Here is a 25213-nt window from a genome sequence, read left to right as displayed (position 1 = left end):
CGCGGCGTTCAGTCGCGCACGAGAATGACGCTTTCGAGCCCGGCATCGCCGAGTTCACGCATCCGGGCGGAAACTGCCTGCTCATTTGCGTCCGCGCAGCTCAACACCACAGCGCACTCCTCGTCGGCCAGCGCCACGATTTCCTCCGCGCTATGGGTCGTGCAGTCCACGATGATGTGCTCGAACGTCTGCCGCACGGCCTCAAGAGAGGCACCGTCCGGAAAGGTGTCGGGCGCGGCATGGGTGATGCGGACCTCCTGCGCGGCGGCCGGCGCGTGCGGCGCGACGAGCAGCACCGGCGCGCCCTCTGCGGCCAGCATCCGTGCGAGCCGGCTGCTGGCGCCTTCCGCTCCATCTCGTCCGACGACGGCCGCGACGAGAAGCCGCGAGACGGGCGTCGAGCGAAGAACGGCTGCAAGATCGGCGAGCGTTACCCGTTCCGGCTCGGCAATCGTCATCTCCGTCTGGGCGCGATCGACCGGGGCGTCGGCGGGCCGGACTGCAGCGGGCGCGGTGGCGGGCATCCGGCGCGTATGCGGTGAGATGCTCTCGCGCGGCGAGGCGGCGCGCGCGACCGTGCGCTGCGGGCGCGCTTTCGGCTTGGGCGAAGAGAAGCGCTCGAGGCGGCGGGCTACAAGACGCGACAGCATCACGGCGAGCGCACCGACCACAAGACCGAGGATTCCGGCGAAGAAGGCGGCGGCCGGGATGGGCGAGGCCAGGCGCCGTCCCTCGCCTGCAACGGTCAGTGCGCGGACGGCACCACCCGCGTTCCGTGCGGCCAGCGCCGCCTCGTCCGCCACGCGCTGCGCGACCTGCGGATCTTCCGCTCGAACTGAGATTTCGAGCCGCGAACCGGAAACGCTCGCGTTCAGCGCCTCGAAAGGCGCTGCCCCGCTGCCCTCGGCCAGGATCGACGGGTTCTCGATGGCACCCTCGAGCCGGCGCCACGCCGCCTGCGCCGGGCCGTCCGCACCGAGGCGCTCGGCTGCGGCCTGCGCGTCCGCGGTCTCCACGAACTCAACCACCGCTTTCGCCTCGTACCGGGGCTCAATGAGCGAAGCCGCCAACCCGGCGGCGACTGCGAAGGTCAGGCCGCTGGCGACGATGAACCACGCAGCACCACCGCGCCTGCGCGCCCTCTCGCCTCCCGCCCGCCGCGTCATGTCCACCTGCTCACAGTTCTGTGCCTTCCATTCCCGCCTCCGTCTGAGCGACAGAATCGGGCGTGCTTTACCGCCGCTTAACCTTAACGACGGTATACCACAGCGTGTCCCTCGCAAGACGATCGGCCAAGAACGTGACAGCAAAGACTTTACGATTTTCCATCGTGGCCTTGCTCGCTTCCTGCGTCGTTTCGGGCTGCATGAGTTACGAGCCGGTACCGCAGGCCTTCCACGAGGGACTGAGCGGGCCTTACCATCTCGACACCGGCGATCGCGTGCGCGTGACAGTCTTCGAGGAGGAAGGCATCACCAACAGCTATTCGGTGGACCAGGCGGGCTATCTTTCGCTGCCGCTCGTCGGCACCGTGCCCGCCCGTGGCAAGACGACGCGTGAGCTCCAGGCCGCCGTCGCCGGTCAGTTGCGGCAAGGCTTCCTACGGGATCCGGACGTCTCGGTCGAAGTCGAGCAGTATCGCCCCTTCTTCATCATGGGCGAGGTGCAGACGGGCGGCCAGTATTCCTATGTGCCGGGCATGACTGTACAGAACGCCATTGCGGTCGCGGGCGGCTTCTCCTCGCGCGCCAACCAGAAGAGCGTCGACATCACCCGCCAGGTCGCCGGCCAGGTGATTACCGGCCGCGTCCTGACTTCCGATCCGATCGTGCCCGGCGATACGATCTATGTGCGCGAGCGCCTTTTCTGAGCCTGCGGGCTGTTCGGTCTGACCGCCCCTCCCCGTCGCGCTAAGTGAAACGCAACGAACCGCCTCGATTATGCCGGGCGGTGGAGTGAGACGGGACAGGCGATGACCACGAACGGCCCGAAGGGTCCGCAAGGCGGGCAGGACGAGACGGCCGCCGTCGTCCCGATCTTCCAGAAGCGGGACAGCGGGAACGGCGGCCTTGACCCCGCCGCCCTGCGCGTTGCCGAGCAGCTGAAGCGTAGCATCATCTCCCCTCGCCTCCTCGTCGGCATCTACCGGGCCAGCGAGTTCTGCATCCTCTTCGCCGTCGGGATGACGCTCTACTTCCTCTATGTCGGGCACTCGTGGCCCTTCTTTGTACGCTATTTCTTTTCCAGCCTCGTGGCGGCGGCGAGCGCCACCTTCCTGATCTCGGTATTCGGCGGCTACAATCTCCTCAACCTTCGCTCGCGCCTGCGCCAGACAGGCGCGCTGACAGGCGGCATGGTCGGCGCCGTCGGCGCGCTCGCACTGGTCCTCTTCTTCGCGCGACTTCAGGACGATTATTCGCGGATCTGGCTGGCCGCCTGGTTCGCAATAGGCTTCTCCGTCCTCTTCGTATGCCGGGTGATCCTCGGCGCCCGGCTTCGGCACTGGGCGCGCAACGGCTTCATGGAGCGCCGCGCCGTGCTCGTGGGCGGCGGCACCGCGGCCGAAAAGCTGATCCGTGCCCTCGAAGCGCAGCGCGACAGCGACATCCGAATCTGCGGCATCTTCGACGACCGCGACGATGCACGCTCGCCGCCGCTCGTCGCCGGCTACCCCAAGCTCGGCAGCGTGCGCCAGCTCGTCCAGTTCGCCCGCATCGCCCGCATCGACATGCTGATCGTGACGCTGCCGCTATCGGCCGAGCAACGCATCCAGAAGATGCTGAAGGATCTATGGGTGCTGCCGCTTGATATTCGCCTCTCGACGCAGTCCTCCGACCTCGCCTTCCGCCCGCGTACTTATTCCTATGTTGGTACCGTCCCGTTCATTGACGTCGTCGACAAGCCGCTGGCGGAATGGGACTGGATCGCCAAGCGCGGCTTCGACGTCCTGATCGCAATCCTGGCGCTCGTGGCGCTATCGCCGCTGATGATCGCGACGGCCATCGCCATCAAGCTGGACAGCCCGGGCCCCATCTTCTTCCGCCAGAAGCGGCACGGCTTCAATAATCAGGAAATCGACGTCATCAAGTTTCGCTCGCTGCATCACGCGATGGCCGATCCGACGGCCAGCCGGATCGTGACGAAGGGCGACAAGCGCGTCACGCGCGTCGGAAAGTTCATTCGCCGAACCTCCATCGACGAACTTCCGCAGCTCATCAACGTGGTGCGCGGGGAACTCTCGCTCGTAGGCCCCCGGCCACATGCCGTCTATGCCAAGTCCAGCATGAACGAGGCCTTCGTCGAGATCGTGGACGGATATTTCGGTCGCCATAAGGTGAAGCCCGGAATCACGGGCTGGGCGCAGGTCAACGGATGGCGCGGCGAGATCGACGATCCGGCAAAGCTGAAGAAGCGCTTCGAATACGATCTGCACTACATCGAGAACTGGTCGATCTTCCTCGACCTCTATATCCTCGCGATCACTCCCATCAGCCTCTTCAAAAGAGAAGGCGCCTACTGAACCGTCTGTCGGGCGAGGATCAGCGCGCCGTCGAGCGCGCTGCCCTTCGGCTGAACGAGGAGGGCCGCAAGGTCTCTTGGCATCAGCCGGCGATAGCGCTCCGCCGCGCCGCCGAGAAGCGCGATGCGCCCGGCACCCAGCGCCTCAAGCCTGCGGAGAGAGGCCTCCACCACCACGAAGGCTTCGGTGACGATTCGCCCCGCCACAACGTCGCCAGCCTCGGCCGCATCGAAGACGAGCGGCGCGAAGATGCCGAAGTCACGAGCACGAGCGGTGCCGGCATAGCCCGCCAGCCGCGAGGGATCGCCATCGAAGCGAGCGAGAACCGCCTCCGTGAACTCGCTACCCTCGAAGACGCCGTCATGGGCAAGCAAGGTCGCGCGAAGCGCCGCGCGTCCGACATCGGCCCCGCTGCCCTGATCGGAAACCGTAGTGCCCCATCCGCCGAAGACAGAGAACGTCCCGCCCACTTGCGAGACATAAGCCGCCCCGGTGCCCAGGATCGCGATACCGCCATCGGCGCCGTCATGGGCCCCGAGGCACCCGGTGATGGCATCGCTCGCCAAACGGCAGGCCGCGAAGGGCATGGCGATTTCGGCAAACCGCCGCCCGACATCGGGGATGTTGGCGCCGGCCAGACCGAGCCCGGCATGGCACCGCGCAAGATCGCCTTCATTCAGGCCGCCCGCCTCCAACGCTTCGCGCACGGTGGCGACGATCGTCGCGCACGCGCCTTCGAGATCGGTGAAGATATTGGCGCTGCCGCCCTTGGCCTCACCCACGGGATCGCCACCGATGGTGACGATCCGCGCCCGGCAATTCGTCCCGCCGCCATCGACGCCGACGAGCAGAGGGTCCACGGTCATGTCGCTTCTCCCGGACGCCGAGCCACCTCAGGCCGAGGCCTGGTCCGCTCGCGCACGGCGAAGGTCCGGCGGCACGGCCTCTTCGGCCAGAAGCGCCACGGCCTCCTCCAGACCGAGCGACTGCCCGTCGCGCGAGCCGAGGCGGCGCATGTTGACCGTGCGCTCTTCCCCCTCGCGCTTGCCGCAAACGAGGATAACGGGGACCTTGGCCAGCGAATGCTCGCGAACCTTGTAGTTGATCTTCTCGTTGCGAAGATCGGTCTCGACCTGCAGCCCCGCGCGCTTCAGCGAAGCGGCGACTTCGGTGGCGTAGTCGTCGGCATCGGAGGTGATCGTCGCGACCACGACCTGCACCGGCGCGAACCACAGGGGCATGTGGCCGGCGAAATTCTCGATCAGTATGCCGAGAAACCGCTCCATCGAGCCGCAGATGGCGCGGTGGATCATGACGGGCGTCTTCTTGTCGGACTCCTTGTCGATATAGAAGGCGCCGAAGCGCTCTGGCAGGTTGAAGTCCACCTGCGTCGTGCCGCACTGCCATTCGCGTCCGATAGCGTCACGCAGCGTGTATTCGAACTTTGGGCCGTAGAACGCACCTTCGCCCGGCAGGGTGCCCGTCTTGATCTTGCCGTTCGACCGGCGTTCGATCTCCTCCAGCACCCCGCGCATGATCTCTTCCGCATGGTCCCAGCTCTCGTCGGAGCCGACGCGCTTGTCGGGGCGCGTAGAGAGCTTGATTGTGATCTCCTCGAAACCGAAATCGGCGTATGTCGAGAGGATAAGCTCGTTGATGCGCAGGCACTCCGCGGCCATCTGGTCTTCAGTGCAGAAGACGTGAGCGTCGTCCTGGGTGAAGCCGCGCACGCGCATCAGACCGTGCAGGGCGCCGGACGGCTCGTAGCGATGGACCGTACCGAATTCTGCATACCGAATAGGAAGATCGCGATAACTCTTCAGACCGTGCTTGAAGATCTGCACATGCCCGGGGCAGTTCATCGGCTTGATGGCGAAGACGCGGTGATCGGCTTCCTCGTCGTCGGGATGCGTGAAGGCGTGCGCCGACTTCACCGCGAACATGTTCTCCTGATACCAGCCCCAGTGCCCGGAGGTCTCCCACAGGCTCTTGTCCAGGATCTGCGGCGCGTTCACCTCGTCGTAGACTCCGTCGAGCCGTCGACGCATGTAGGAGACGAGCTGCTGGAACATGCGCCAGCCACCGGCGTGCCAGAATACGACACCCGGTCCTTCCTCCTGGAAATGGAACAGGTCCATCTCGCGGCCGAGGCGGCGATGGTCGCGCTTCTCGGCCTCTTCCAGCATGTGGACATAGGCCTTGAGCTGCTCCGGCGTCTGCCAGGCCGTCCCGTAGATGCGCGTCAGCATCGGATTGTTGGAATCGCCGCGCCAGTAGGCGCCGGCCACCTTCATCAGCTTGAAGGCTTCGCCCACCTGCCCCGTGGAGGCCATGTGCGGCCCGCGGCACAGGTCGAACCAGTCACCCTGGCTGTAGATCTTGACATCGTCGCCCTCGGGGATCGCGTCCAGAAGCTCGACCTTGTAGGCCTCGCCCTTCGCCTCGAAGACCGAGCGGGCCTTGTCACGCGTCCAGACTTCTTTCCGGAAGGGCGCGTTGCGGCGCACGATCTCCGCCATCTTTTTCTCGATGACCGGCAGGTCGTCGGGCGTGAAGGGCGTGTCGCGAGCGAAGTCGTAGTAGAAGCCGTTCTCGATGACCGGGCCGATCGTCACCTGCGTTCCCGGCCAGAGCTCCTGCACGGCCTCTGCCATGACGTGCGCGGCGTCGTGGCGGATCAGCTCCAGGGCGCGCGGATCGTCGCGCGTGACGATCTCGATCGAGCCGGAGCGCCCGACCGGATCGGACAGATCGCGCAGCTCGCCGTCGAGCGCGTAGGCGACCGCCTTCTTGGCGAGCGACTTAGAGATGCCAGCGGCAATCTCGGCGCCGGTGGCCTCGGCCTCGTAGGAGCGGACGGATTCGTCGGGGAAGCGAAGGTCGATCATCGTTTGTCCTTTCCGCTCACTCCCGCCTACCATGCGGGGAAGCTTTTTCGATCGAGGGCGCAAGGCAGCCTTCGGCCCGCGCAGGGGCGCGTTCTACCATTGCCGAACGTCAGCGCAAGTGGCGCTCGCGCTCAGGGCGTACGTGGGGGAACCGGGTCGTGTCCGGCCTTGCCGAAGGGCCCGCAACGCGCCACCCGCCGGCCCGCGAGCACGGCGCCCTTGAGCAGGCCGTGGACCGCGACGGCCTCGTAGGCGTATTCCGAGCAGGTCGGCACATGCCGACAATGGCCGCCGACGAGCGGCGACAGCGTCAACTGGTAGAGCCGGACGGCGCCGATGCCGAGAAGACGGCCGGGCGTCTTCGGCCACAGACCCACATAGTTGCGGCCCGCCCTTCTCAAGCGGCCACGCTCTGCCGGCGCTCGATCTGGTCGAGCGCATCCACCACGGCGTCGAAGGTCAGCATGGTGGACGCATGGCGCGCCTTGTAGTCGCGCACCGGCTCGAGGAACTTCAGGTCCGCGAAGCGGCCCTGCGGCGGCGGGCCGTTCTCCTTTAGCATCGCCAGCATCTGCGCGCGCACCGTGCGAAGCTCCTGCGCGTCCGCACCGATGATGTTGGCCGCCATGATCGAAGACGACGCCTGCCCGAGCGCGCAGGCGCGCACGTCATGGGCGAAATCGACCACCTTGCAGTCTTTTACCTTCAGGTCGATCGTAACGGTCGAGCCGCACAGCTTGGAGTGGGCCGTGGCCGTCGCATCCGGCGCTTCCAGTCGTCCGATACGCGGGATATTGCCTGCAAGGTCGAGGATGCGCGTGTTGTAGACGTCGTCGATCATGGCGGTGTCGCTTCCAATTCGACGGGCGGCCCTCTAAACAGCCCCTCGTCCGAACGCGATATATAGGCACGCCGGAGCGCGCGCGAAAGTCGCCCGGCGCCCTGTTGCGAAAGGTCCCCCATGGCCACGACCATTGCTCGTCTCGCGGATGCCACGCGGCGTCCGACCCGCACCGAAGCCGAAGCCGCCGTCGAGACGTTGCTTCGCTATATCGGCGAGGATCCGCATCGCGAGGGCCTGCGCGAGACGCCCGCGCGCGTCGTGCGGGCCTATGACGAGATGTTCTCCGGCTATGGCCAGAATGCCGAGCAGATCCTGTCGCGCACCTTCGAGGAGGTGGCCGGTTACGACGATATCGTGCTGGTGCGCGACATCGAGTTCAGCTCCCACTGCGAACACCACATGGTGCCTGTGATCGGTCGCGCCCATATCGCGTATCTGCCGAACGGGCATGTCGTGGGGCTCTCGAAGATCGGCCGTCTCGTCGATGTCTTCGCAAGGCGCCTGCGCACGCAGGAAGCGATGACACAGGAGATCGCCGACGCGATGGCCGGCGCGCTCGACGCCCGGGGCGTCGCCGTGCTGATCGAGGCTGAGCATCTATGCATGTCGATGCGCGGCGTTCATAAGAAGGGTGCGATGACCATCACAACCGCCTATCGCGGCGTCTTCGGTGACGATGCGAGCGAGCGCATGCGCTTCCACGCGCTGTTGGGACGGCCCTGAGGTGTCCGGCTTTCCAAATCCTTCCGCTGCGAAAGCCGCGCTGGAGGAAGGCTCGACCCTGTCCCCGCGCTTCGATGCGCAGGGCCTGGTGACGGCCGTCGTCACCGATGCGCGCGCCGGCGGGCTCCTGATGGTCGCGCACATGAATGACGAGGCGCTGCGCCTCACCATCGAAAGCGGGATTGCCCACTACTGGAGTCGTTCGCGCAAGACGCTCTGGAAGAAGGGAGAAACCTCCGGAGCGCTGCAGAGCGTGGTGGAGATGCGCATCGATTGCGATCAGGACGCGATCTGGCTGAAGGTGGATGTCGCCAAGCCCGAGGACACCTGCCACACCGGGCGCGGCAGTTGCTTCTATCGGCGTATCGTCGGGGAAAATGGGAGCGCGCGGCTCGTGGTCGATATGGACAGCGGCCACACATGCGATACCTCCTCCGCAACGTCCTAATTGTATTGTCGGACTTCGACGCAAAAGGGTCGCGTAGGAGTTGAACGACATGCTGGATCTGGTTCATCGCCTTTCCAGGCCCACCGTCAGGCAGGCCGAAGCCGCGTCCGCGTCCGCGACAAGGCGGAACGTTCATCATCGCCCCGGTATCGCGTTGGCGCTCGGAGGCGGGGCCGCGCGTGGCTGGGCCCATATCGGAGTCCTGCGCGCTCTCGACGAGGCCGGCGTGCCCGTCTCCATGATCGCCGGAACGTCGATCGGGGCGCTCGTCGGCGGCTGCTACCTCGCGGGGCGGCTCGACGAACTGGAGGATTTCGCCCGCTCGCTGACGCGCCGCGGCATCCTGCGGCTTCTCGACTTCTCCATGACGGGTGCGGGCCTCATCGGGGGGATGCGGCTGAACCGGCGGTTGCTCAACGTCTTGAAGGACAAGACGATCGAGGGTCTCGACCGGCCTTTCGTCTGCATCGCCACCGAGGCGCGCAAAGGCCACGAAGTCTGGATCGACAGCGGATCGATGGTGCTGGCCATGCGCGCTTCCTACGCACTGCCCGGCGTGTTCCTCCCCGTCCAGTGCAACGGGCGACGGCTCATCGACGGGGCGTTGGTCAACCCGGTGCCCGTCTCCGTGTGCCGAGCCTACGAGGCGCCACTCGTCGTCGCGGTCAATCTGAACTACGATCTCTTCGGCCGCGCCGCCGTCCTGCGCCTCAAGGCAGCCGAGGACGGGCCCGTCCACCACGATGAAGACGAGGAGGATGACGGCGCGACGCGCGATCCGCGCGTCCGGCACGAGAAGGTCGGCATCGGCCGCTCGATGGTCGACGCCTTCAATATCGTTCAGGAGCGGATTTCCCGCTCACGTCTGGCAGGCGATCCCCCGGACATGACGCTTCAGCCGCGCGTACGTGAAATCGGCTTGTCGGAATTCTTCCGCGCCGAGGAAACGATCGCACTCGGCTACGCGGAGACGATGCACCGGATCGAGGAAATCAACCGCCTTCAGGAAGCGGCCATGCGCCGCTGATCAGGCGGTGTGGATATAGGTGCGCATCTCCTCGGCCTCCTGCTGGACCTGCTCCAGCCGCCGCTTCACCGCATCGCCGATCGAGATGATGCCAACGAGGTGTTTGCCCTGGCAAATCGGGAGGTGGCGAAACCGCCCGCGCGTCATGAGTTCCATCGCCTCGTCGAGGCTCATGTCCTCTTCGCCTTTGACGACTTCGCGCGTCATGCGCTCGAAGACGGGCATCGAAAGCCCGGCCGCGCCTTCGGAAACGACCAGCCGCACCACGTCTCGCTCCGACACGATGCCTGCAACGCCGCCCTGATCGTCGGTGACCACGATCGCACCGATTTTCTGCTGCACCAGAAGCGCGGCCACCGTCTCCATCGGCGTGTCCGCGGTCGTTGTGAAGACGTCCCTGCCCTTCGCCTCCAATATGTGCCGGATCGTCATCGACCTGCCTCCCGTCCTTTTCCCTGTCCGGCCCCGCAGTGCGGTCAATCGCTGACGACGCCGTGAGTGATGGTGTGTCAGGCGGCGCGCGGCGGCAAGCCCCCATCCTCGAAGCGCGGACGACGCGGTGCCCCGCGATCGAACGCCCCGAAGCAGAGGAAGCCGAAGGCGAAGCCGCCCAGATGCGCCTCCCAGGCGATCGCGATGCCGCCGAAGCCCGAGCCGAGCGCGATATTGGTGAGGAAGAACACGGCGACGAAGATGATGACCGTGCGATCCGCGAGCGCTTCTGCGATAGACAGGCGCGGCGCGTAGGCGACGTCCCTGCGTCCGATGCGCCCCGGAGCGCCGAGCGCGAAGCGCGCAGCGCCCCCCATCAATGCCGACACGACACCGGACGCCCCGATCATCGGCGCAAGAAGCGTCGGGTTGAAGAGGTAGAAGAGGCCCGCCCCGGCGATGGCTCCGATCGCCATGAAGATCAGGAACGGCGCGAGCCCGAGCCGCCGCGCGACGGGCGTACCGAAGGCCAGAAGCCACAGGCAGTTGGCAGCCAGATGCATCCAGTCCGCGTGGAGAAAGGCGTGCGACAGCGGCGACCAGAACCCCGTGCCGGGTATGCGAAGTGCGCACACGTCGACAGGCGGCGCGCTGTAGCACTCCGAGATGAAAGAGAAATTGAGAAGGACGTCTATGTTCGCCTCGCGCCCGAGAAACTGCGTTCGCAACAGATGCAATGCCGCGAGAACCGCGATCGAGACGACGATGACGGTCGGCGCGTTGAAGGCGGGCTGCTGGGCGCGCGGCGGCTGTCGGTAGGTTTCGGCGCGGTTTTCCATGCGGCAGCAGTCCTCGGCAATTCTGGGGATGTATCGCAGGAAGCCCGCCGTACCACCATGCTCTCGCACCGCACACCGAACGTTAATCTTCCCCGGTTACGATTTGTCCACCGGCCATCCTGGCCTTGCGGGCGACCAGACGACACCCATGCAGGCCAGCGAAACGCTCCTCGACCGACCGGCAGCCTTCGACGAACGTCGCCATTTCCAGCGCGTGAACGTCGATCTCCTCGGTCGCTTCATGCTGGAGAACCGCGCCGAGTACCCTTGCCGCATTGAAAACATGTCTCCGGGCGATCTGGCAGCCCTCTCGCCCGTCTCGCCGCGCGTCGGGGAGCGGGTGATACTCTACGTCGATCACGTTGGGCGGATCGAGGCGGCCGTATCGCGTCTCTTCGCCGGCGGCTTTGCCGCCACGGTAAGAGCCTCCGACCGCAAGCGCGAGAAGCTCGCCGCCCAGCTGACCTGGCTCGCCAACCGCCACGAGTTGAATCTGCCCGAGGATCGCCGACACGAGCGCATGGCGCCGCGCAACCCGGTCGTGGAACTCGCCCTCGAGGACGAGCGCCGCTACCGTGCGACGATCATCGATCTCTCGCTCTCGGGCGCGGCGGTTTCGTGCCAGGTTCGGCCGGCCATCGGCACGCGCATCATGCTCGGCACGACGCTCGGCCGCGTGGTGCGCCATCTCGAAGACGGGATTGCGGTCGAATTCGCCCGCGTCGGCGACGGGGAAGCCCTCGCCAGCCGGACAGACTGACCCGTTCGGCGCCCATTCTCGGCGCCGCATGAAAAAATTCTCGAAAAAATTTCACGAGGTCGACGGCAGCGAAGGGCACTTTCCCAGCGTCGCGTTAACCCGATTCTCGCGCCTCGTTAACCTGTGTGGCGGTCGCTCGGATCCGCCCGAATCCAAGAGAGCGCCTCTTGGTTAACGCGCCGGGCTCCGACATACCCTCTCGCGTTAACGAATGGCCCCGAGCCCTAGCAACCTCGGCGTGATGCCCGGAAAGCAACGTGAATCGCAGCCCTCGCATGGTTGACGATATGCTAATGCAGCCGTTCGAATTCAACCGATCACGGCCGTATGATTGCAAGGATAGAGCGTGAACAGGCCGGAGATTATTCGATGAAAATTGCGCTTCCCGACTTGGATTTGAGGTAAAACGCGCCTGCCATTGTCGATCCCGTCAAAGGGGACACGGCAATGCGCGACATGATCTTTCAGGCGGTGCGGGCAGCAGCAGTGGTAGCGGCGATGGGCTTTTCCGCCGTCGCGGCCCAGGCGCAGATGCCGACGCTCGGCGCGACCTCGCAGCCGATCGGCCACTACGAGTTCTGCAAGACCTACGCCGACCAGTGCACGTCGAACGACGCCGTCGGCGTTGTGCGCATGAGTGATGCCACCTGGCAGACGATCGTCGAGATCAACAACGCCGTGAACGTCGCCATCTTCCCGCGCACCGACATGGAAATGCATGGCGTCCCCGAGCTCTGGTCCTATCCCACCACCGAAGGCGACTGCGAGGACTACGCGCTACTCAAGCAGTATATGCTGGAGCGCTCGGGCCTGCCGCGCTCCGCGCTCCTGATCACCGTCGTCCGTCAGCCGAACGGTGACGGCCATGCCGTCCTGACCGTGCGCACCGATCGTGGGGACTTCGTGCTCGACAACCTGGAGGACCGCGTCCTCGATTGGCAGGACACGCCGTATCGCTTCCTGAAGCGCCAGGCCGAGGCCCATTGGGGTCAGTGGGTCGGGATCGCCGACGATCGGGATGTCCTGGTGGGTAGCGTGCGCTGAGAGACGCTAGTCTAGCTGAAACGAGAAAGGCCGGCGCCAAAGCGCCGGCCTTTCTCGTTGCATGATCGAAAGTGGAACCAGCTATTCGAGGTCGATGTCGAGGATCGTCATCGTGAAGTGGTAGGACAGTTCGCCCTCGTCGGTGTCCTTCGAGATCAGCCCGGCGAAATCTCCAGACAGGTAGACCTCCGCCGTGTCGTTCTTGCGCGGCATTGCACGCACCTCGACATCGGCGCTCTTCAGGGTCGTCTTGAGATAGGTCTCGAGCTTGCGGATTTCGTCGCCCTTCACGGGAATCTCCTGGTTGGTCGTGGGGGCGTAGCTAGAGCGCCCAGCGCCATTATGGAAGCGCCGAGACGCAGGAGGCCGCGCCGAAAAAGACGTCGCGGTCAGTCGTCGCGCCCGAAACACTGGTCCATCGCACGAGCCGGCTCCTCGCAGCCGGAAGACCCGATGATCTTGGCCGGGATGCCCGCGACGGTCGAGTTGGCCGGAACCTCGTGCAGGACGACGGAGCCGGATGCCACCTTTGAGCAACGTCCCACACGGATGTTGCCGAGAATCTTCGCGCCGGCCCCGATGAGGACGCCATCCGAGATCTTCGGATGCCGGTCGCCGAATTCCTTGCCGGTGCCGCCGAGCGTCACGTCCTGCAGGATGGATACGTTGTCGCCGATCGTCGCCGTCACGCCGACGACAAGCCCCGTCGCGTGATCCAGAAAGATGCCACGGCCCATGCGGGCGGCGGGGTGAATGTCCGTCTGAAAGACCGAGGACGAGCGCGACTGAAGGTACAGCGCGAAATCGCGACGCCCCGCGCTCCAGAGCCAATGCGCCAGCCGGTGCGTCTGAATGGCGTGGAAGCCCTTGAAGTAGAGCAGAGGCTCGATGAATCGCTCGCAGGCCGGGTCGCGGTCGAAGACGGCCTGGAGATCGGTGCGCAGGATCGCACCCCAATCGTCGGTCGCTTCCTGCATCTGCGAGAAACTCTGTTCGATCAGCGCGGCCGGGATGTCTCCATGGTCGAGACGCTGAGCGATCCTGTGGATCACCGCGTCCTCCAGCGACGGATGATGCAGGATCGTGGAATAGAGGAAGCCACTGAGCGCCGGCTCCCTGTCGGCAGCGGCCTGCGCTTCTTCGCGCAGCGATTGCCAGATCGGATCGACGCTTTCGAGCCGCTCGCTGTTGGTCCGCCCGAGAACGGTCATGGAGAAGTTCCTCGTTCCTGCGTACTCGCCGACGCGGGCCTCGTTGCCCGGTGGCGGATAAGTTCTCAGATAATGCGCGTCAGGCGGGGCGAAACCCGCTCTGCCGCAAGTTCAGCCGTCAACCTCGGCGAGGAATGCCAGAACCGCGGCCTTGAAGGACCGGTCGCCGACCGCCAGCATATGATCGCGGCGATCGATGGCAAAGGCCCTGCCGTGCGGCAGAAGCGCCGCCAGCCCCTCGGCCGAGCCGGCGATCTCGTCTTTGGTGCCAACGCCGACGAGAACCGGCTGGTCGATCTGCGCGATCTCCTCCTCGCTCAGTTCGTCCCGCGAATGCTTGATGCAGGCGGCCAGCGCCTCGCGATCGCTGTTGGTGCGATCGGCGAAGTTCCGGAACATGCGTCCCCGCTCGTCGCTCACATCATCGATCGAGGATGCCAGAAGAGCCTCGGCGATCGGGTCCCAATCGCCGACGCCCTCGACCAGCCCCATGCCGAGGCCGCCTAAAATGAGCGCCGGCACGCGCTCGGGCCTTGCCAGCGCAGCGAAGGCGCTGACACGCGCGCCCATCGAGTAGCCGAAGAACACGGCCTGCTGAACGCCGGCATGGTCGAGAAGCGCGAAGGCGTCGCGCGCCATCGCTTGCGGGGTATAGAGCGCGCTATCATGGGGCTTATCGGAGCGGCCGTGGCCGCGATGATCGAAGGCGAGAACGCGGTAGCCGGCGCCGGTCAGCGTCGAAAACCAGCCCGGATCGACCCAGTTGACCATGATATTGGACGCGAAACCATGAACGAGAAGGATCGGCGGGCCATCGCGTGGCCCTTCGTCCATATAGAAGAGTTCGAAGCCCTCTGTCTCGAAAGTCGGCATTGTCGCGTGATCTCGGTCCTTGTCGTCGGCCGTGCTTTAGCGCAAATGGCGGCATAGGAACCACCCTGTTCTTCCGTGCCGCGCGCCTCTATCGTGCCGCGGCCTTTCGAGAACACTGCGATGGAGACGGTCCGCATGGCCGCTACGAGCACCCCCCATTTCCAGAACGACGCCGGTCATCCGCTGATCGAGATCGGCGTCACCGAGTTCATGTGCGTCGGAGCCAATCCGCCGTTCGACCACCCGCACGTGTTCCTGGACCTCGGCGACGATGCGGAGAAGGTCTGCCCCTACTGTTCCACGCTGTACCGCCTGAACCGCTCTCTCGCCGCCGACGAGACGATCCCGGCCGGCTGCATCTTCCTCGATCGAGCGGCTTGAGGGCCGCGGCGGACCAGGTGCGATGACAAGCAAACGCGGCCCCATCCTCGTCGTGGGGGCCGGCATCGCCGGGCTCTGTGCCGCGCTCAGCCTTGTGCGTGCCGGTTTCGAGGTCGAGATCGTCGAGCGCGCATCGAAGCTCGAAGAGACCGGCGCGGGTATTCAGTTGTCCCCCAATGCGCTGCGTGTCCTTGATCGGGTCGGTGTCCTGGCGGCGCTGCGCGAGCAGGCCGTCGCGGCCGACCGCGTGACGCTGCGCGACGGGCGAACAGGCAGGCAGATTGCCGAAGTACCCGTCACGGCCGATGACGGCATGGGCTACCTCGTTCTGCACCGGGCCGCCCTGCAGGGCGCGCTGATGAAAGCCGTCGAGGCAGAGCCTCTCATCGCGCTGCGCCTTGACGTGGCGCTGGAGGGCCTGACGCCGGGTACGAACGAAGTGGTGGCCTGTCTTTCCGAGAACGGAGAGAAGGCACTGCGCAGCAACTGGCTGGTGATCGGCGCGGATGGTGTTCATTCCACGGTGGCACGATCGCTGGAGCTTCCAGCCGCCCGGGAAACCGGTGTCGTCGCTTACCGGTACTTGCTGAATGCGGACGCTGGGGAAGCTGAGGGCCGGCCCGTCGAAGCATGGCTCGGGCCCGCGGCCCACGCCGTTGCCTATCCGATCAGTGGCGGCGAACGGATCAATCTGGTGCTTCTGTCGCGCGCAGCCTCAGCGACCGAAAGCCCGGCAGCGCAATTCGCCGGTTGGGACGCGCGCCTGCAGGTCATGCTCGCGCGGGGTAACTACGCCGGAGCGTGGACATTGCGCGAAACCGAGCCGGATCGCCGGCTGGTTCACGGCGCCGTCTGCCTCATCGGCGATGCCGCCCACGCGATGATGCCCTTCGCGGCGCAGGGCGCCGCGATGGCAATCGAGGATGCGCATGTTCTTGCGCGAGAACTCGCGTTCGAACCGGACATGCGCGTCGCGTTGGCACGATTTGAGGCCGAGCGTCTGCCCCGGCTCGAACGTCTTCGAAAGCGTGTGGCCTTCCACGATCGCGTCTACCACCTGCCCCGCACGCTCGGCTGGGCCCGCAATGCGGCCCTCGCGATGCGCTCGCGCGAATCGTTGGCCGCCGACCTCTCCTGGCTCTACGACTGGCGCCCCTGACGCCTGTACCGGTTCGATTTTCGTCACGCGCCTTTGAACTGGCGTGCGCAAGGCCTAGTTCATCGCCCCAAGACGGCTGGCAAACCGGCCGCACGGCCCGCATACCTGACGCATCGTCATGGACTGTGTGCCGACCGAGTCTGCAAGGGACAGATGAAAAGGTCGAAACATGACGAAACTTACCCGGACAGGCAGGTTCCTGTCGGTCGCCGCGCTGGCCACCTCGACGGCTCTCAGCGGGCCGCTCGCCGCCTACGCGCAGGACGCCGACAGCCCCGTTCGGCTGGCACAAGCTCCCGAGCAGCCAGCCCCCGAGGCGCCGACCTCCGAGGAGGTTCCAGCGCCGGCGCCCGAGGCGCCTCCCGAGCCGCAGGCGGCGCCGGAACCTGCACCTGAGCCCGAAGCGGCACCAGAACCAGCAGCGGAGCCTGAAGCGGCACCCGAGCCAGAGCCAGCAGCGGAGCCTGAGCCTAGCCCTGAACCTGCTCTCGACGTCCCTGCGGAGCCCGAACCTGAGCCAGAGCCCGCTCCCGAACCGGCGCCGGAGCCCGTCCAGCCGCCCGAAGCCGAGAGCGCCGTTCCCGCTCCGGAGGATACCGCACCGGTCGAAGACGCGCCCGTTGGCCAGCCGGAGGAACTCCCGACCGACGAGGGAACGGCGAGTGACGCACCTGCTCCAGAGGCGCCTGCTGCAGAAGAGCCGGCCTTGACGCCGCCTGCGGGAGAAGCGCCGACCGCGCCCGACCCAGCACCGCAAACCCCGGCGGAAGCTGCCCCGAGCACGCCGGCCGAGGAGCCACCGGTAGGCGAGGACTCCACCGGTGCACCCGTCGAAGGCGAGGCGCCTGCCGCGCCCGCGCCGGAGGTCGCGCCCGATGCGGTGACCCCGGCTCCGGACGGCACGAGCGAGGAATCGCCCGCTGCCCCCGATGTGACCCCGCCCCAGCCGCCCATCGACGAAGGGACGAGCCAGCCGGTCGATCCCACGACCGGTGCAGAAGCACCCGCGCCCGAAGGCGAAGCAGCGCCCGCACAGTCCTTTGCTGCGCCGCCCGAACCGCTGGAGGCCCCGCAGCCGGTGGACGAGGCCATCCAGCTCGAGGCCGTCCAGCCGGGCGGTGTCGCGGCCAGCGATGCGCGCGTTCAGAACATCGATCAGAGCGTGACCATCAATTCCGTCACCAACATTGAGGGCAACCGCATCGAGGCCGCGCCTGCCGCGGTGCTGCCGCCGGACGTGCAGGTGATCGAGCGGGTCGGCAATCGCGACATCCTGACTTACGCCGGAGCGGCGTTGGCCGGCGCTGCGGCAGGTGCCGCAGCCACTTACTTCATCAAGTCGAACGACAATGAGCGCCTGCGCGAAAATTCGCAGGAGTTCTATGTCGAGGAACTGCCCCGCCGCCAGACGCGCGAGACCATCGTGCGAGACAACGGCGTGCAGGTCGTCACCATCTACAACGAGTACGGCGACGTCGTGCAACGCTCCCGCATCCTGCCCGACGGGCGAGAAGTCGTGCTCTTCTACGACCCGTATCTCGAGGATGCGGCTGACCCGAACTACTATTACGACGTCGGCGCCGACCTGCCGCCGCTCAACCTCACCATCCCGCGCGACCGCTACATCGTGGATGTCGCGCAGCCGGACGAGCGGCTCTACTACGACACGATCGTCGCCCCGCCGGTCGAAACGGTGGAGCGCATCTACTCGATCGACGAGGTTCGTCGTTCGGAACGCATCCGAGACAAAGTGCGGCGGATCGATCTGAACACGGTCAACTTCGCCTTTGGCTCGGCCGACATCGATCAGGGCCAGGTGGAGAATCTGCAGGCGCTGGCCGATGCGATCGCGCAGGTGATCGAAGAAAATCCGGACGAAACCTTCCTCCTAGAAGGTCACACGGATGCGGTCGGCTCGAACGCGGCAAACCTTGCCCTCTCGGATCGCCGCGCCGAAGCCGTGGCGATCGCGCTGACGGACTACTTCGACATTCCGCCGGAGAACCTCGTTACGCAGGGCTATGGCGAGGAATACCTGAAGGTGGATACCCAGGAGCCCAACGCCGAGAATCGGCGCGTTACGCTTCGTCGCATCACGGCGCTGGTGAAGCCGGTCGTGAGCGCACAGGCCAACTGACGCGCGAACAACTCCGGCCCAACAAGTGAAAGACGGCGACACCATATGGTGTCGCCGTCTTCGTTTCAGGAGGTCGTTCTGTTTAGGTACGCCTACTTCGCGGCGGCGTCATCTTCCGGCACATGCGAGCGCTCGGAGGAGATGAAATTTCCAAACGTGCTGAGACCGTCGACATAGTTTGACAGGATCTTCACCCCGACCATGATAGGCACGGCGAGGAACATGCCGACGACGCCCCAGATCCAACCCCAGAACGCCACGGCCAGGAAGACTGCGGCGGCGTTCATCTCGAGACGCCGCCCGACGACCATCGGCGTGATGAGCTGCCCTTCGATGCTCGTGCAGGCCAGATAAAGCGCGACAGGTATCAGGGCCTGGCCGAGCGTCCCGAACTCGGCGAGCGCGATGACCCCGACGAGGGCGATGCCAACGATCGCGCCGATATAGGGAATGAAGTTGAATATGAAGGCCAGGGCTCCGAAGACCGCGGGCGTCGGCATCTGCGCCCACCACAGGGCGAAGCCTATGACGATGCCGAGGCCGGCATTGATGACCGTGATCGTGAAGAGATAGCGCGACAATTCCCGCTCGATCTCGTGAGCGATCACGAGCGCGCGTTTCTTGTCGCTGAACGTCGGCATCGTCTCGATCAGCTTCTGGTGGAAGAGCGAGCCGGACGACAGCAGGAAATAGAGGAAGATGAGTGCGAAGAGGACCGCTGCGCCGAGCTGAGGGACGGTCGAGGCGGCATTATCGAGGAGGCTCGGGCTGCGCACCACCACCTCCTGTGACTGGTCGTCTTCGACGGGCACCTCGGGCTCGTCCTCCGCGCGTCCCACCTGCGCCGCCGCGGCCTCTTCCGGCGACCTTTCCACGGAGCGCTCGGACAGCCGGGAAAACCGATCGCGAACAGCGTTCACCTGCCGCTCCACGGCCTGCGTATATTCCGGTGCGTTCATCGCGATCTGCGTGATCGGCCCGCTCAAGGCGTAGAAGGCGGAGATGATGACGATCAGCGTACCGACGACGAGGACGGCAGCCGAGATCGGCTCCCAGACCTTCAGCCTTCGGCGGGCGAACCGGACGATCGGGGAGAGCACAAGCGCGAAGACAAAGGCGAACACGACCGGAAGGGTGAAACTCGCTGTCAGATAGAGCGAGCCCCCGAGCATCATCACGAAGATACCGATGACGGCCCAGCGCGGGCCGACCTGGAACACCTGACGGTTGACGAGACCGATATTGGGCGCGACCACCGTCGCCTTTTCAGTCGGTTCACTGTTGGAAGTCTTGGTCAATTTCGCCCCCTCTGATCGTCGGGGCGAAACGCGGGCCGCGCCTTGCGCGTTCCCCGCCCGTCAGGGGATTGCGCGCGACTTGCCGTAACTTGACGGGCGGCTGCCGATCACTCGACGGGCAGAGACTGTGGGCCGGAAGGCGGCGTCGGTTGCACGATGACGTTTCCGTTGAGCGCCACCGATCCGTCCGCTCCCACATCGACCAGCCATTCGAGCCGTCCGTCGTCACGCGTGCGGGCCATGCCCTTGGCGATCTGCATCATGCCCACGGCCGACAACGCGTTCATATCAGCGTTCGCATCGGCTTGCAGCGTGGCGATGGCCTCGTCAAGCCCGCTCGCATCGACCGCGATCGAGGCATCGCGTGGATTGCCGTGGAACGGGATGTCACCGCTGAAGGCGATATCGAGCTCCTGCGCACGTATGCGGCTCGGCGTAAGCCGTACATCGATGCGGTCCAGCTCGAAGGAGGCCGCGATGCGCTCCTGCGCAGCGTCGGACAGCGGTTGCTCGGCCGAAAAATCGAGTTCGTCGAGCGTAATCTCCATCGGACGCGCGAGGTCGCCGCCCGTCATCGAAAGACCGATCTCCACGAAGTTCGGGAGCAGCGACTGCGACCATTGCGGGATCATCGGGCTCGAGACGCTCATGCCGCTGAGAACGACATTCATTTCGACAAGCGCCTCTTCTGTGATGCCGGTCATGCGGATCGTCTGCGCAGCCTCTTCGATGGAAAGATTCCCATAGGACGATGAAACGGCCATCCCCCGCGCGAGCGCCCCACCATCGACGAGCGTCCAGAGCGGCATGGCCGCGCGCAGACGCTCAACAAGTTCGTGCGAGCGTTCCTCGTCGAGAGGCGCATCGGTGCCGTTCTCCAGAACGTCGATATTGGCGAAGGCAAATGCCAGAAGGTCAAGCAGCGCCTTGGACTGCACACCGCTCATCGCGCCATCGGCCTCGATGCTTTCCGCGACCGCTTCGAAGTCGAGCGACACAGGTGGAACGCCGGGCGAACCGGGCATCTCCATCGCCATACTCTGCGAATAGCCTCGGGAAACCTGCCGGAACTCGATGTCGGCGCCCCCTGCGGCGCCGGGCCGCGTTTCCATCGACGTGACCGTTTCGTCAACGATGGTGCTCGCCTCCTGGAAGTCGTACTTTGAGCGGCTGACGGCCCGGCCCGCCACCGCCTCGGCGATGAGGAAGGTCGCGAGGCTGGGCGACCATACGCCCTTCATCCGGTTGTCGTCCTGACGGTAGAACTCCTCTTCGCGCACGCCGTCCTCCTCCATGCTGTAGGAGAACTCGATCGGGTCGTCGAAGAATACGTTCCAGTCGCCATCCTCCCGCGCACTGACGAGGATCGAGAGCGGCGCGAAGCCGAGTTCCATCCCCAGGGCATCGGAGAGAAGATCGGTCGGATCGAACGTGACACGATAGCCCGCGGCGGCCGGTTGGACGCGCAGAAGGCCGTTCTCGAAGGCTGCCTGGGTCGTGACCTGCGCGATGGCGTCGCGCAGCCTACCAGCCTCCTCGGAGGTACCCGCCGGCGCTGGCTCGGGCGACAGATCCGGAGCGTCGGTCTGGGCTTGCAAGGGCTGGGCCAGAACCATCGTCATGACTGCAGATATTAAGGTAAGACGCTGCATCGCCTACTCCTCCTTGGCTGCGACACGGCGGACAAGATCACCTCGCCTTTCCGCGGCACCTTCCAGCTCTTGGCCGAAGCGGACGATAGATACCGTCGGTCTCAACCGGAATACGAAAACGCCGGCGGGATCAGCCGCCGGCGCCTTGTCTATTCGTCACGGTAGATCTTCTCTCGGCGTTCGTGCCGCTCCTGCGCCTCGAGCGACAGCGTCGCGATGGGGCGCGCATCCAGCCGCTTGAGGCTGATGGGCTCTCCCGTCTCCTCACAAAAGCCGTAGGTACCCTCTTCGATACGCTCGAGAGCGGCATCGATCTTGGCAATCAGCTTCCGCTGGCGATCACGAGCCCGCAGCTCGATCGCCCTGTCCGTCTCCGAGGACGCTCGATCCGCCGCATCGGCGAGATTGGCGTTCTCCCTCGCCAAGCCCTCCAGCGTCTCGCGCGCCTCACGCAGGATGTCGCTTTTCCAGGCGAGAAGCTTTCGCCGGAAATAGTCGCGCTGGCCGTCATTCATGAACGGCCCATCCTCGCTGAGATGATCGCCAAACGGCAGGGTTTCGCTCATCCCAAGTCCTCCTTAACCGCGAGTGGCGGTGCTTATAACGGCGGTTGCGGGGAGCCACAAGACGCGTTCCATGCCGCTACGCACACAGTCGCGGCATAAGTAACTCCCCATGGTGACTTCACTTTTTTCATTTGCCTCAGAATAAGGCAGAGAGCGGTGAAACGGCCGAGGCAGGCGATCCAACTGTTGTCCGGGCGCGCGTAAAGCGAGCCGGCCGGTAAGTTCCCAATTGCCCATCGCAGCGGCTCCGGCTACGCCTCGGGCATGATCACGCGCACGCTCTTCATCCTTCGCCATGCACGCGCCACCGCCCCGCTCCCCGGCCAGCGCGATTACGACCGCGCCCTCGACGCGCGCGGCTGGGAAGACGGCAAGGCCCTTGGCCGCCTGATGCGCGATCGGGAAATGCATGTCCGGCGAACGGTGACGTCGGGAGCCCTGCGCACGCGGCAGACCTGCGATGCGCTGGTCGCAGGCGGCTTTGGGATCAATCCCGCAACCGATGACGATCTCTATCACGGCAAAACCGACCGATACCGTGCGGTTGCTGATCGATATGGCGACGACGATCTTCTCATCGTCGGCCATAACCCGATGATCTCCGACTTCGTGCTAACGCTCGTCCAGCCGTCCGCTGCAAATGGTGATTTCGCTCGTGGATTGCGAAAATGCGCACTGGCGATCGTCACGGAGGAAAAGGCGGCCTCCCCCCGCTTCGTGTTGAAAGAGCTCATCGAGCCGCCCTTCTCCACTTGAGCGCCGGCCCTGTCACGGGCACGGCCATGCGCCTATATCGGCCGGGCACGCCTTAGATCGGAGACCGCGACGGGCTCATGACATCCCTTGCCGACGAAGCCCGCATCGCCCTCGACAATCTGACCGATCGCGCGACCGGAATTCTGCATCCGACGCTCCGTCTCGGTGTCGCCGGGCTCTCGCGCGCCGGCAAGACGGTCTTCATCACCGCGCTCGTCCACAATCTTCTGCACGGCGGGCGCCTTCCGCTTTTCGCCGCGCAGGCCGGCGGACGAATCACCCGGACCTATCTGGAGGAACAGCCGGACGACGCCGTTCCGCGTTTCCAGTATGAGGATCACGTGCGCAAGATGGTGGAGGAGCGGCTCTGGCCCGCCTCCACGCGTGCCATCTCCGAACTGAGGCTGACCATCGAGTTCGATTCGGCATCGGGCTGGTCGCGGCTCTTCTCGGCCGGGCGCATCTCGCTCGACATCGTCGACTATCCCGGCGAATGGCTTCTCGACCTGCCGCTTCTCGATAAGGATTTCGCCGCCTTCAGCGCCGAGGCCATCGAACGCGCACGCTTGCCAGCCCGTGCCGCGATCGCGGGCGATTTCCTTGCAGCGCTCGGATCTGTCGATCCTGCGGCGCCCGCCGACGAGCCGACGAGCCAGCGCCTTGCCGCGACCTTCACCGAATATCTGCGGCGCGGACGCGAGGACACGACAGCCCTTTCTACCCTGCCCCCGGGCCGCTTCCTGATGCCAGGAGACCTGGAGGGCTCGCCGGCGCTGACCTTCGCTCCGCTCGCTGCATCGAAGGAAGCGCTGGCTGTGAAAGGCAGCTTTGCCGCCGTTCACGCGCGTCGTTACGAGGCTTACAAATCGGTCGTGGTGAAGCCCTTCTTCCGCGACCATTTCGCCCGGCTCGACCGACAGATTCTGCTGGTCGACGCCATGCAGGCGATCAATGCCGGCCCGGAAGCCGTGCGAGACCTCGAAACCGCCCTCGCCGACATTCTCACCTGCTTTCGCCCGGGCCGCGCGAGCTGGCTCGGCAGCCTGCTCTCACGGCGCATCGACCGCATCCTCGTGGCTGCGACGAAGGCCGACCATCTTCATCGCGAGAGCCATCGCAAGCTCGAGGCGATCGTGCGCCGGCTGGTGGACGACGCCGTGCGCCGCGCGGAGTTCTCGGGGGCGGACGTCGATGTCGTGGCAATGGCGGCCGTGCGCGCGACGCGCGAGGCGAGCGTCGAGGACAAGGGCGAGCGCCTGCCGGTCATCGTCGGAACGCCGATGGCCGGCGAGAGGATCGGCGGCGAGACCTTCGACGGCATTGCGGAGACCGCGATCTTCCCCGGAGACCTGCCGGACGATCCCGGAGAGCTCTTCAAGCGTTCCGGTGAGGCGAACGACGCCGTACCCATCAATTTCGTTCGCTTCCGGCCGCCGCGCCTCGAACGCACAGCGGAAGGTCTGACCTTGTCCCTGCCGCACATCCGGCTCGACCGTGCCATGCAGTTCCTGATCGGAGACCGGCTGGCATGAGCGACGAGCCGAGAGCCCCACGCGCTTTCCCCAGCGCCCAGCCTGCGGCAGCCGCCCCCCCACTCTCGCGCGCACCGCGTGCCATCGGCGAACTGGAACGCGTCGCCATCGAGCCAGACGACGCGCTGGAGCGCGAGGCGTTGGAAGAGCTCGACGCCGCACCAGCGCGCCGCAGGCCGAAGCGGCGTGGCTGGACCTTCGGCGGCATCTTCATGGCAGCGGCCGGTGCCCTCGTCTCGCTCGGCATCGGCCTTGCGATCGACAGCCTCATCCGCGACCTCTTCCAGCGTGCGGAATGGCTGGGCTGGGTGGCGCTCGCCGCCACCGTCCTGCTCGTCATCAGCGTCCTCGGGCTGGTCGGGCGCGAAATGCTGGCGCTGTTTCGCCTGCGCGCGGTGGAGGCCGAAAGACGGGCGAGCGCCGAGGCTTTCGAAACCAACAGCGACGAGAAAGCCGCAGCGGCCATCGCCGGTTTGCGGTCGATCCTCGCAGGCAAGCCCGAGCTCGACGCGCGCCTGAAAGCGTTCGACGCGCTCAAGGACGACGTGATGGACGGTCGCGACAGGATGGTCGTCGCCGAACGTGACCTCCTTCTGCCGCTCGATGCGAAGGGCCGCGCGTTGGTGCTCGCTTCCGCCAAGCGCGTCTCGCTCGTGACGGCACTGAGCCCGCGCGCCGCGGTGGATCTGATTTTCGTTCTGTTCGAGACCGTGCGGCTCATCCGACGCATCTCGGAACTCTACGGCGCAAGACCTGGCACCGTGGGCCTCATCCGGCTGACGCGCGACGTTCTGGCGCACCTCGCCGTCACCGGCTCGATCGCGATCGGCGACGGTCTCGTGCAGCAGGTCATCGGCCACGGCCTTGCCTCGCGCCTGTCCGCCAAACTCGGCGAAGGCGTGGTCAATGGCCTCCTGACAGCGCGCGTCGGCATCGCGGCGATGGACCTGTGCCGACCGATGCCGTTCCTTGCGGTCAAGCGCCCGACCGCGGGAGATTTCGTGAGCGATCTCACGCGCTTGGCAGCGTCGCAGGGAGATGGTGGCAAGGCCGCCCGCGCACCATCGCAAGAATCGGTTAACCCTCACGAGCGATAGTGTGTTGGTCGGCGGGCGGCTCGGCC

General features: G+C 65.7%; 26 protein-coding genes. 13 read left to right on the top strand and 13 right to left on the bottom strand.

All coding sequences use genetic code 11. The annotated features are described in order from the left end of the window. Positions 1-8: 8 nt before the first annotated feature. Positions 9-1172, bottom strand: a complete 1164-nt coding sequence (locus tag H1343_RS08215) for a YveK family protein (protein WP_185982461.1) — start codon at positions 1170-1172, stop codon at positions 9-11. Positions 1173-1366: 194 nt separating this feature from the next. On the opposite strand from H1343_RS08215, the gene H1343_RS08210 reads away from it, so the two are divergent. Beyond that, a complete protein-coding gene (locus H1343_RS08210) occupies positions 1367-1870 on the top strand; it encodes a polysaccharide biosynthesis/export family protein (RefSeq protein WP_185985562.1) in 504 nt (167 codons plus the stop codon). A 102-nt stretch (positions 1871-1972) separates the two neighbouring features. Next, on the top strand, positions 1973-3520 hold the full coding sequence (locus tag H1343_RS08205) for an undecaprenyl-phosphate glucose phosphotransferase (RefSeq protein ID WP_246333473.1): 1548 nt from the start codon (positions 1973-1975) through the stop codon (positions 3518-3520). Here H1343_RS08205 and H1343_RS08200 read toward each other — a convergent pair. The 4 genes from H1343_RS08200 to H1343_RS08185 form a co-directional block, all read right to left on the bottom strand. Continuing rightward, positions 3514-4386 carry a glucosamine kinase nucleotide-binding domain-containing protein gene (locus H1343_RS08200; RefSeq protein ID WP_185985380.1) on the bottom strand — a complete coding sequence of 291 codons (873 nt, stop codon included), beginning with the start codon at positions 4384-4386 and terminating at the stop codon, positions 3514-3516. The two genes, H1343_RS08205 and H1343_RS08200, sit on opposite strands and share 7 nt — an antisense overlap. Before the next feature lie 27 nt (positions 4387-4413). Next, positions 4414-6408, bottom strand: a complete 1995-nt coding sequence (gene thrS / locus H1343_RS08195) for a threonine--tRNA ligase (protein ID WP_185985379.1) — start codon at positions 6406-6408, stop codon at positions 4414-4416. Between the two features lie 131 nt (positions 6409-6539). Further along, the gene (gene yidD, locus H1343_RS08190) at positions 6540-6809 is read right to left on the bottom strand and encodes a membrane protein insertion efficiency factor YidD (protein ID WP_185985378.1); all 270 of its coding nucleotides are present in this window, start codon (positions 6807-6809) and stop codon (positions 6540-6542) included. Next, on the bottom strand, positions 6806-7249 hold the full coding sequence (locus tag H1343_RS08185) for an iron-sulfur cluster assembly scaffold protein (RefSeq protein ID WP_185985377.1): 444 nt from the start codon (positions 7247-7249) through the stop codon (positions 6806-6808). Before H1343_RS08185 ends, yidD begins: the two co-directional genes overlap by 4 nt. 120 nt (positions 7250-7369) lie before the next feature. Here H1343_RS08185 and folE point away from each other — a divergent pair, with 120 nt between their 5' ends. The 3 genes from folE to H1343_RS08170 are packed head-to-tail and all read left to right on the top strand — an operon-like array spanning position 7370 to position 9450. Next, positions 7370-7975, top strand: coding sequence for a GTP cyclohydrolase I FolE (folE, locus tag H1343_RS08180; protein ID WP_185985376.1), 606 nt, complete (start codon positions 7370-7372; stop codon positions 7973-7975). A gap of 1 nt (position 7976) precedes the next feature. After that, positions 7977-8423 (top strand): phosphoribosyl-AMP cyclohydrolase, encoded by a 447-nt coding sequence (gene hisI, locus H1343_RS08175; RefSeq protein WP_185985375.1) that lies wholly within the window; start codon positions 7977-7979, stop codon positions 8421-8423. A 49-nt stretch (positions 8424-8472) separates the two neighbouring features. Continuing rightward, on the top strand, positions 8473-9450 hold the full coding sequence (locus H1343_RS08170; RefSeq protein WP_185985374.1) for a patatin-like phospholipase family protein: 978 nt from the start codon (positions 8473-8475) through the stop codon (positions 9448-9450). On the opposite strand, the gene H1343_RS08165 is transcribed toward H1343_RS08170, so the two are convergent. Beyond that, positions 9451-9882, bottom strand: a complete 432-nt coding sequence (locus H1343_RS08165; RefSeq protein ID WP_185985373.1) for a CBS domain-containing protein — start codon at positions 9880-9882, stop codon at positions 9451-9453. It abuts the gene before it with no gap. A gap of 77 nt (positions 9883-9959) precedes the next feature. Beyond that, positions 9960-10721, bottom strand: coding sequence for a rhomboid family intramembrane serine protease (locus tag H1343_RS08160; protein ID WP_185985372.1), 762 nt, complete (start codon positions 10719-10721; stop codon positions 9960-9962). Positions 10722-10869: 148 nt separating this feature from the next. Between H1343_RS08160 and H1343_RS08155 the strand changes: the two genes are divergently transcribed. Both H1343_RS08155 and H1343_RS08150 read left to right on the top strand, forming a co-directional pair. Then, positions 10870-11481 (top strand): PilZ domain-containing protein, encoded by a 612-nt coding sequence (locus H1343_RS08155; protein ID WP_185985371.1) that lies wholly within the window; start codon positions 10870-10872, stop codon positions 11479-11481. Between the two features lie 447 nt (positions 11482-11928). After that, complete coding sequence (locus H1343_RS08150) at positions 11929-12525, top strand: transglutaminase-like cysteine peptidase (RefSeq protein ID WP_425484645.1); 597 nt, start codon at positions 11929-11931, stop codon at positions 12523-12525. 81 nt (positions 12526-12606) lie between these two features. On the opposite strand, the gene H1343_RS08145 is transcribed toward H1343_RS08150, so the two are convergent. From H1343_RS08145 to H1343_RS08135, 3 genes are all read right to left on the bottom strand, one after another. Beyond that, positions 12607-12816 carry a DUF3126 family protein gene (locus tag H1343_RS08145; RefSeq protein WP_185985370.1) on the bottom strand — a complete coding sequence of 70 codons (210 nt, stop codon included), beginning with the start codon at positions 12814-12816 and terminating at the stop codon, positions 12607-12609. 98 nt (positions 12817-12914) lie between these two features. Then, positions 12915-13736 carry a serine O-acetyltransferase gene (gene cysE, locus H1343_RS08140; protein WP_185985369.1) on the bottom strand — a complete coding sequence of 274 codons (822 nt, stop codon included), beginning with the start codon at positions 13734-13736 and terminating at the stop codon, positions 12915-12917. A gap of 111 nt (positions 13737-13847) precedes the next feature. Further along, positions 13848-14609 carry an alpha/beta fold hydrolase gene (locus H1343_RS08135; protein WP_185985368.1) on the bottom strand — a complete coding sequence of 254 codons (762 nt, stop codon included), beginning with the start codon at positions 14607-14609 and terminating at the stop codon, positions 13848-13850. 135 nt (positions 14610-14744) lie between these two features. Here H1343_RS08135 and H1343_RS08130 point away from each other — a divergent pair, with 135 nt between their 5' ends. The 3 genes from H1343_RS08130 (at position 14745) to H1343_RS08120 (ending at position 18286) form a co-directional block, all read left to right on the top strand. Continuing rightward, complete coding sequence (locus H1343_RS08130; protein WP_185985367.1) at positions 14745-14990, top strand: zinc-finger domain-containing protein; 246 nt, start codon at positions 14745-14747, stop codon at positions 14988-14990. 52 nt (positions 14991-15042) lie between these two features. Beyond that, complete coding sequence (locus tag H1343_RS08125; protein ID WP_185985366.1) at positions 15043-16149, top strand: FAD-dependent monooxygenase; 1107 nt, start codon at positions 15043-15045, stop codon at positions 16147-16149. A gap of 169 nt (positions 16150-16318) precedes the next feature. Then, positions 16319-18286 carry an OmpA family protein gene (locus H1343_RS08120; RefSeq protein WP_185985365.1) on the top strand — a complete coding sequence of 656 codons (1968 nt, stop codon included), beginning with the start codon at positions 16319-16321 and terminating at the stop codon, positions 18284-18286. A gap of 92 nt (positions 18287-18378) precedes the next feature. Here the strand turns inward: H1343_RS08120 and H1343_RS08115 are convergent, their stop codons facing one another. The 3 genes from H1343_RS08115 to dksA all read right to left on the bottom strand — a co-directional run bounded on the left by H1343_RS08115 (position 18379) and on the right by dksA (position 21802). Further along, positions 18379-19584, bottom strand: a complete 1206-nt coding sequence (locus H1343_RS08115) for an AI-2E family transporter (RefSeq protein ID WP_185985364.1) — start codon at positions 19582-19584, stop codon at positions 18379-18381. Positions 19585-19691: 107 nt separating this feature from the next. Next, positions 19692-21236, bottom strand: coding sequence for a hypothetical protein (locus H1343_RS08110; RefSeq protein ID WP_185985363.1), 1545 nt, complete (start codon positions 21234-21236; stop codon positions 19692-19694). Positions 21237-21385: 149 nt separating this feature from the next. After that, positions 21386-21802, bottom strand: coding sequence for an RNA polymerase-binding protein DksA (dksA, locus tag H1343_RS08105; RefSeq protein WP_185985362.1), 417 nt, complete (start codon positions 21800-21802; stop codon positions 21386-21388). Between the two features lie 264 nt (positions 21803-22066). Between dksA and H1343_RS08100 the strand changes: the two genes are divergently transcribed. The 3 genes from H1343_RS08100 to H1343_RS08090 all read left to right on the top strand — a co-directional run bounded on the left by H1343_RS08100 (position 22067) and on the right by H1343_RS08090 (position 25187). Next, on the top strand, positions 22067-22558 hold the full coding sequence (locus tag H1343_RS08100) for a SixA phosphatase family protein (RefSeq protein WP_185985361.1): 492 nt from the start codon (positions 22067-22069) through the stop codon (positions 22556-22558). 77 nt (positions 22559-22635) lie between these two features. Further along, complete coding sequence (locus H1343_RS08095) at positions 22636-24090, top strand: YcjX family GTP-binding protein (protein WP_185985360.1); 1455 nt, start codon at positions 22636-22638, stop codon at positions 24088-24090. After that, positions 24087-25187, top strand: coding sequence for a YcjF family protein (locus H1343_RS08090; RefSeq protein WP_185985359.1), 1101 nt, complete (start codon positions 24087-24089; stop codon positions 25185-25187). The genes H1343_RS08095 and H1343_RS08090 overlap by 4 nt, the downstream gene beginning before the upstream one ends. Positions 25188-25213: the final 26 nt, after the last annotated feature.

It is taken from the genome of Aureimonas mangrovi (assembly GCF_014058705.1).
Classification (GTDB): domain Bacteria; phylum Pseudomonadota; class Alphaproteobacteria; order Rhizobiales; family Rhizobiaceae; genus Aureimonas; species Aureimonas mangrovi.
This window is presented reverse-complemented; position numbering and strand designations above follow the sequence as displayed.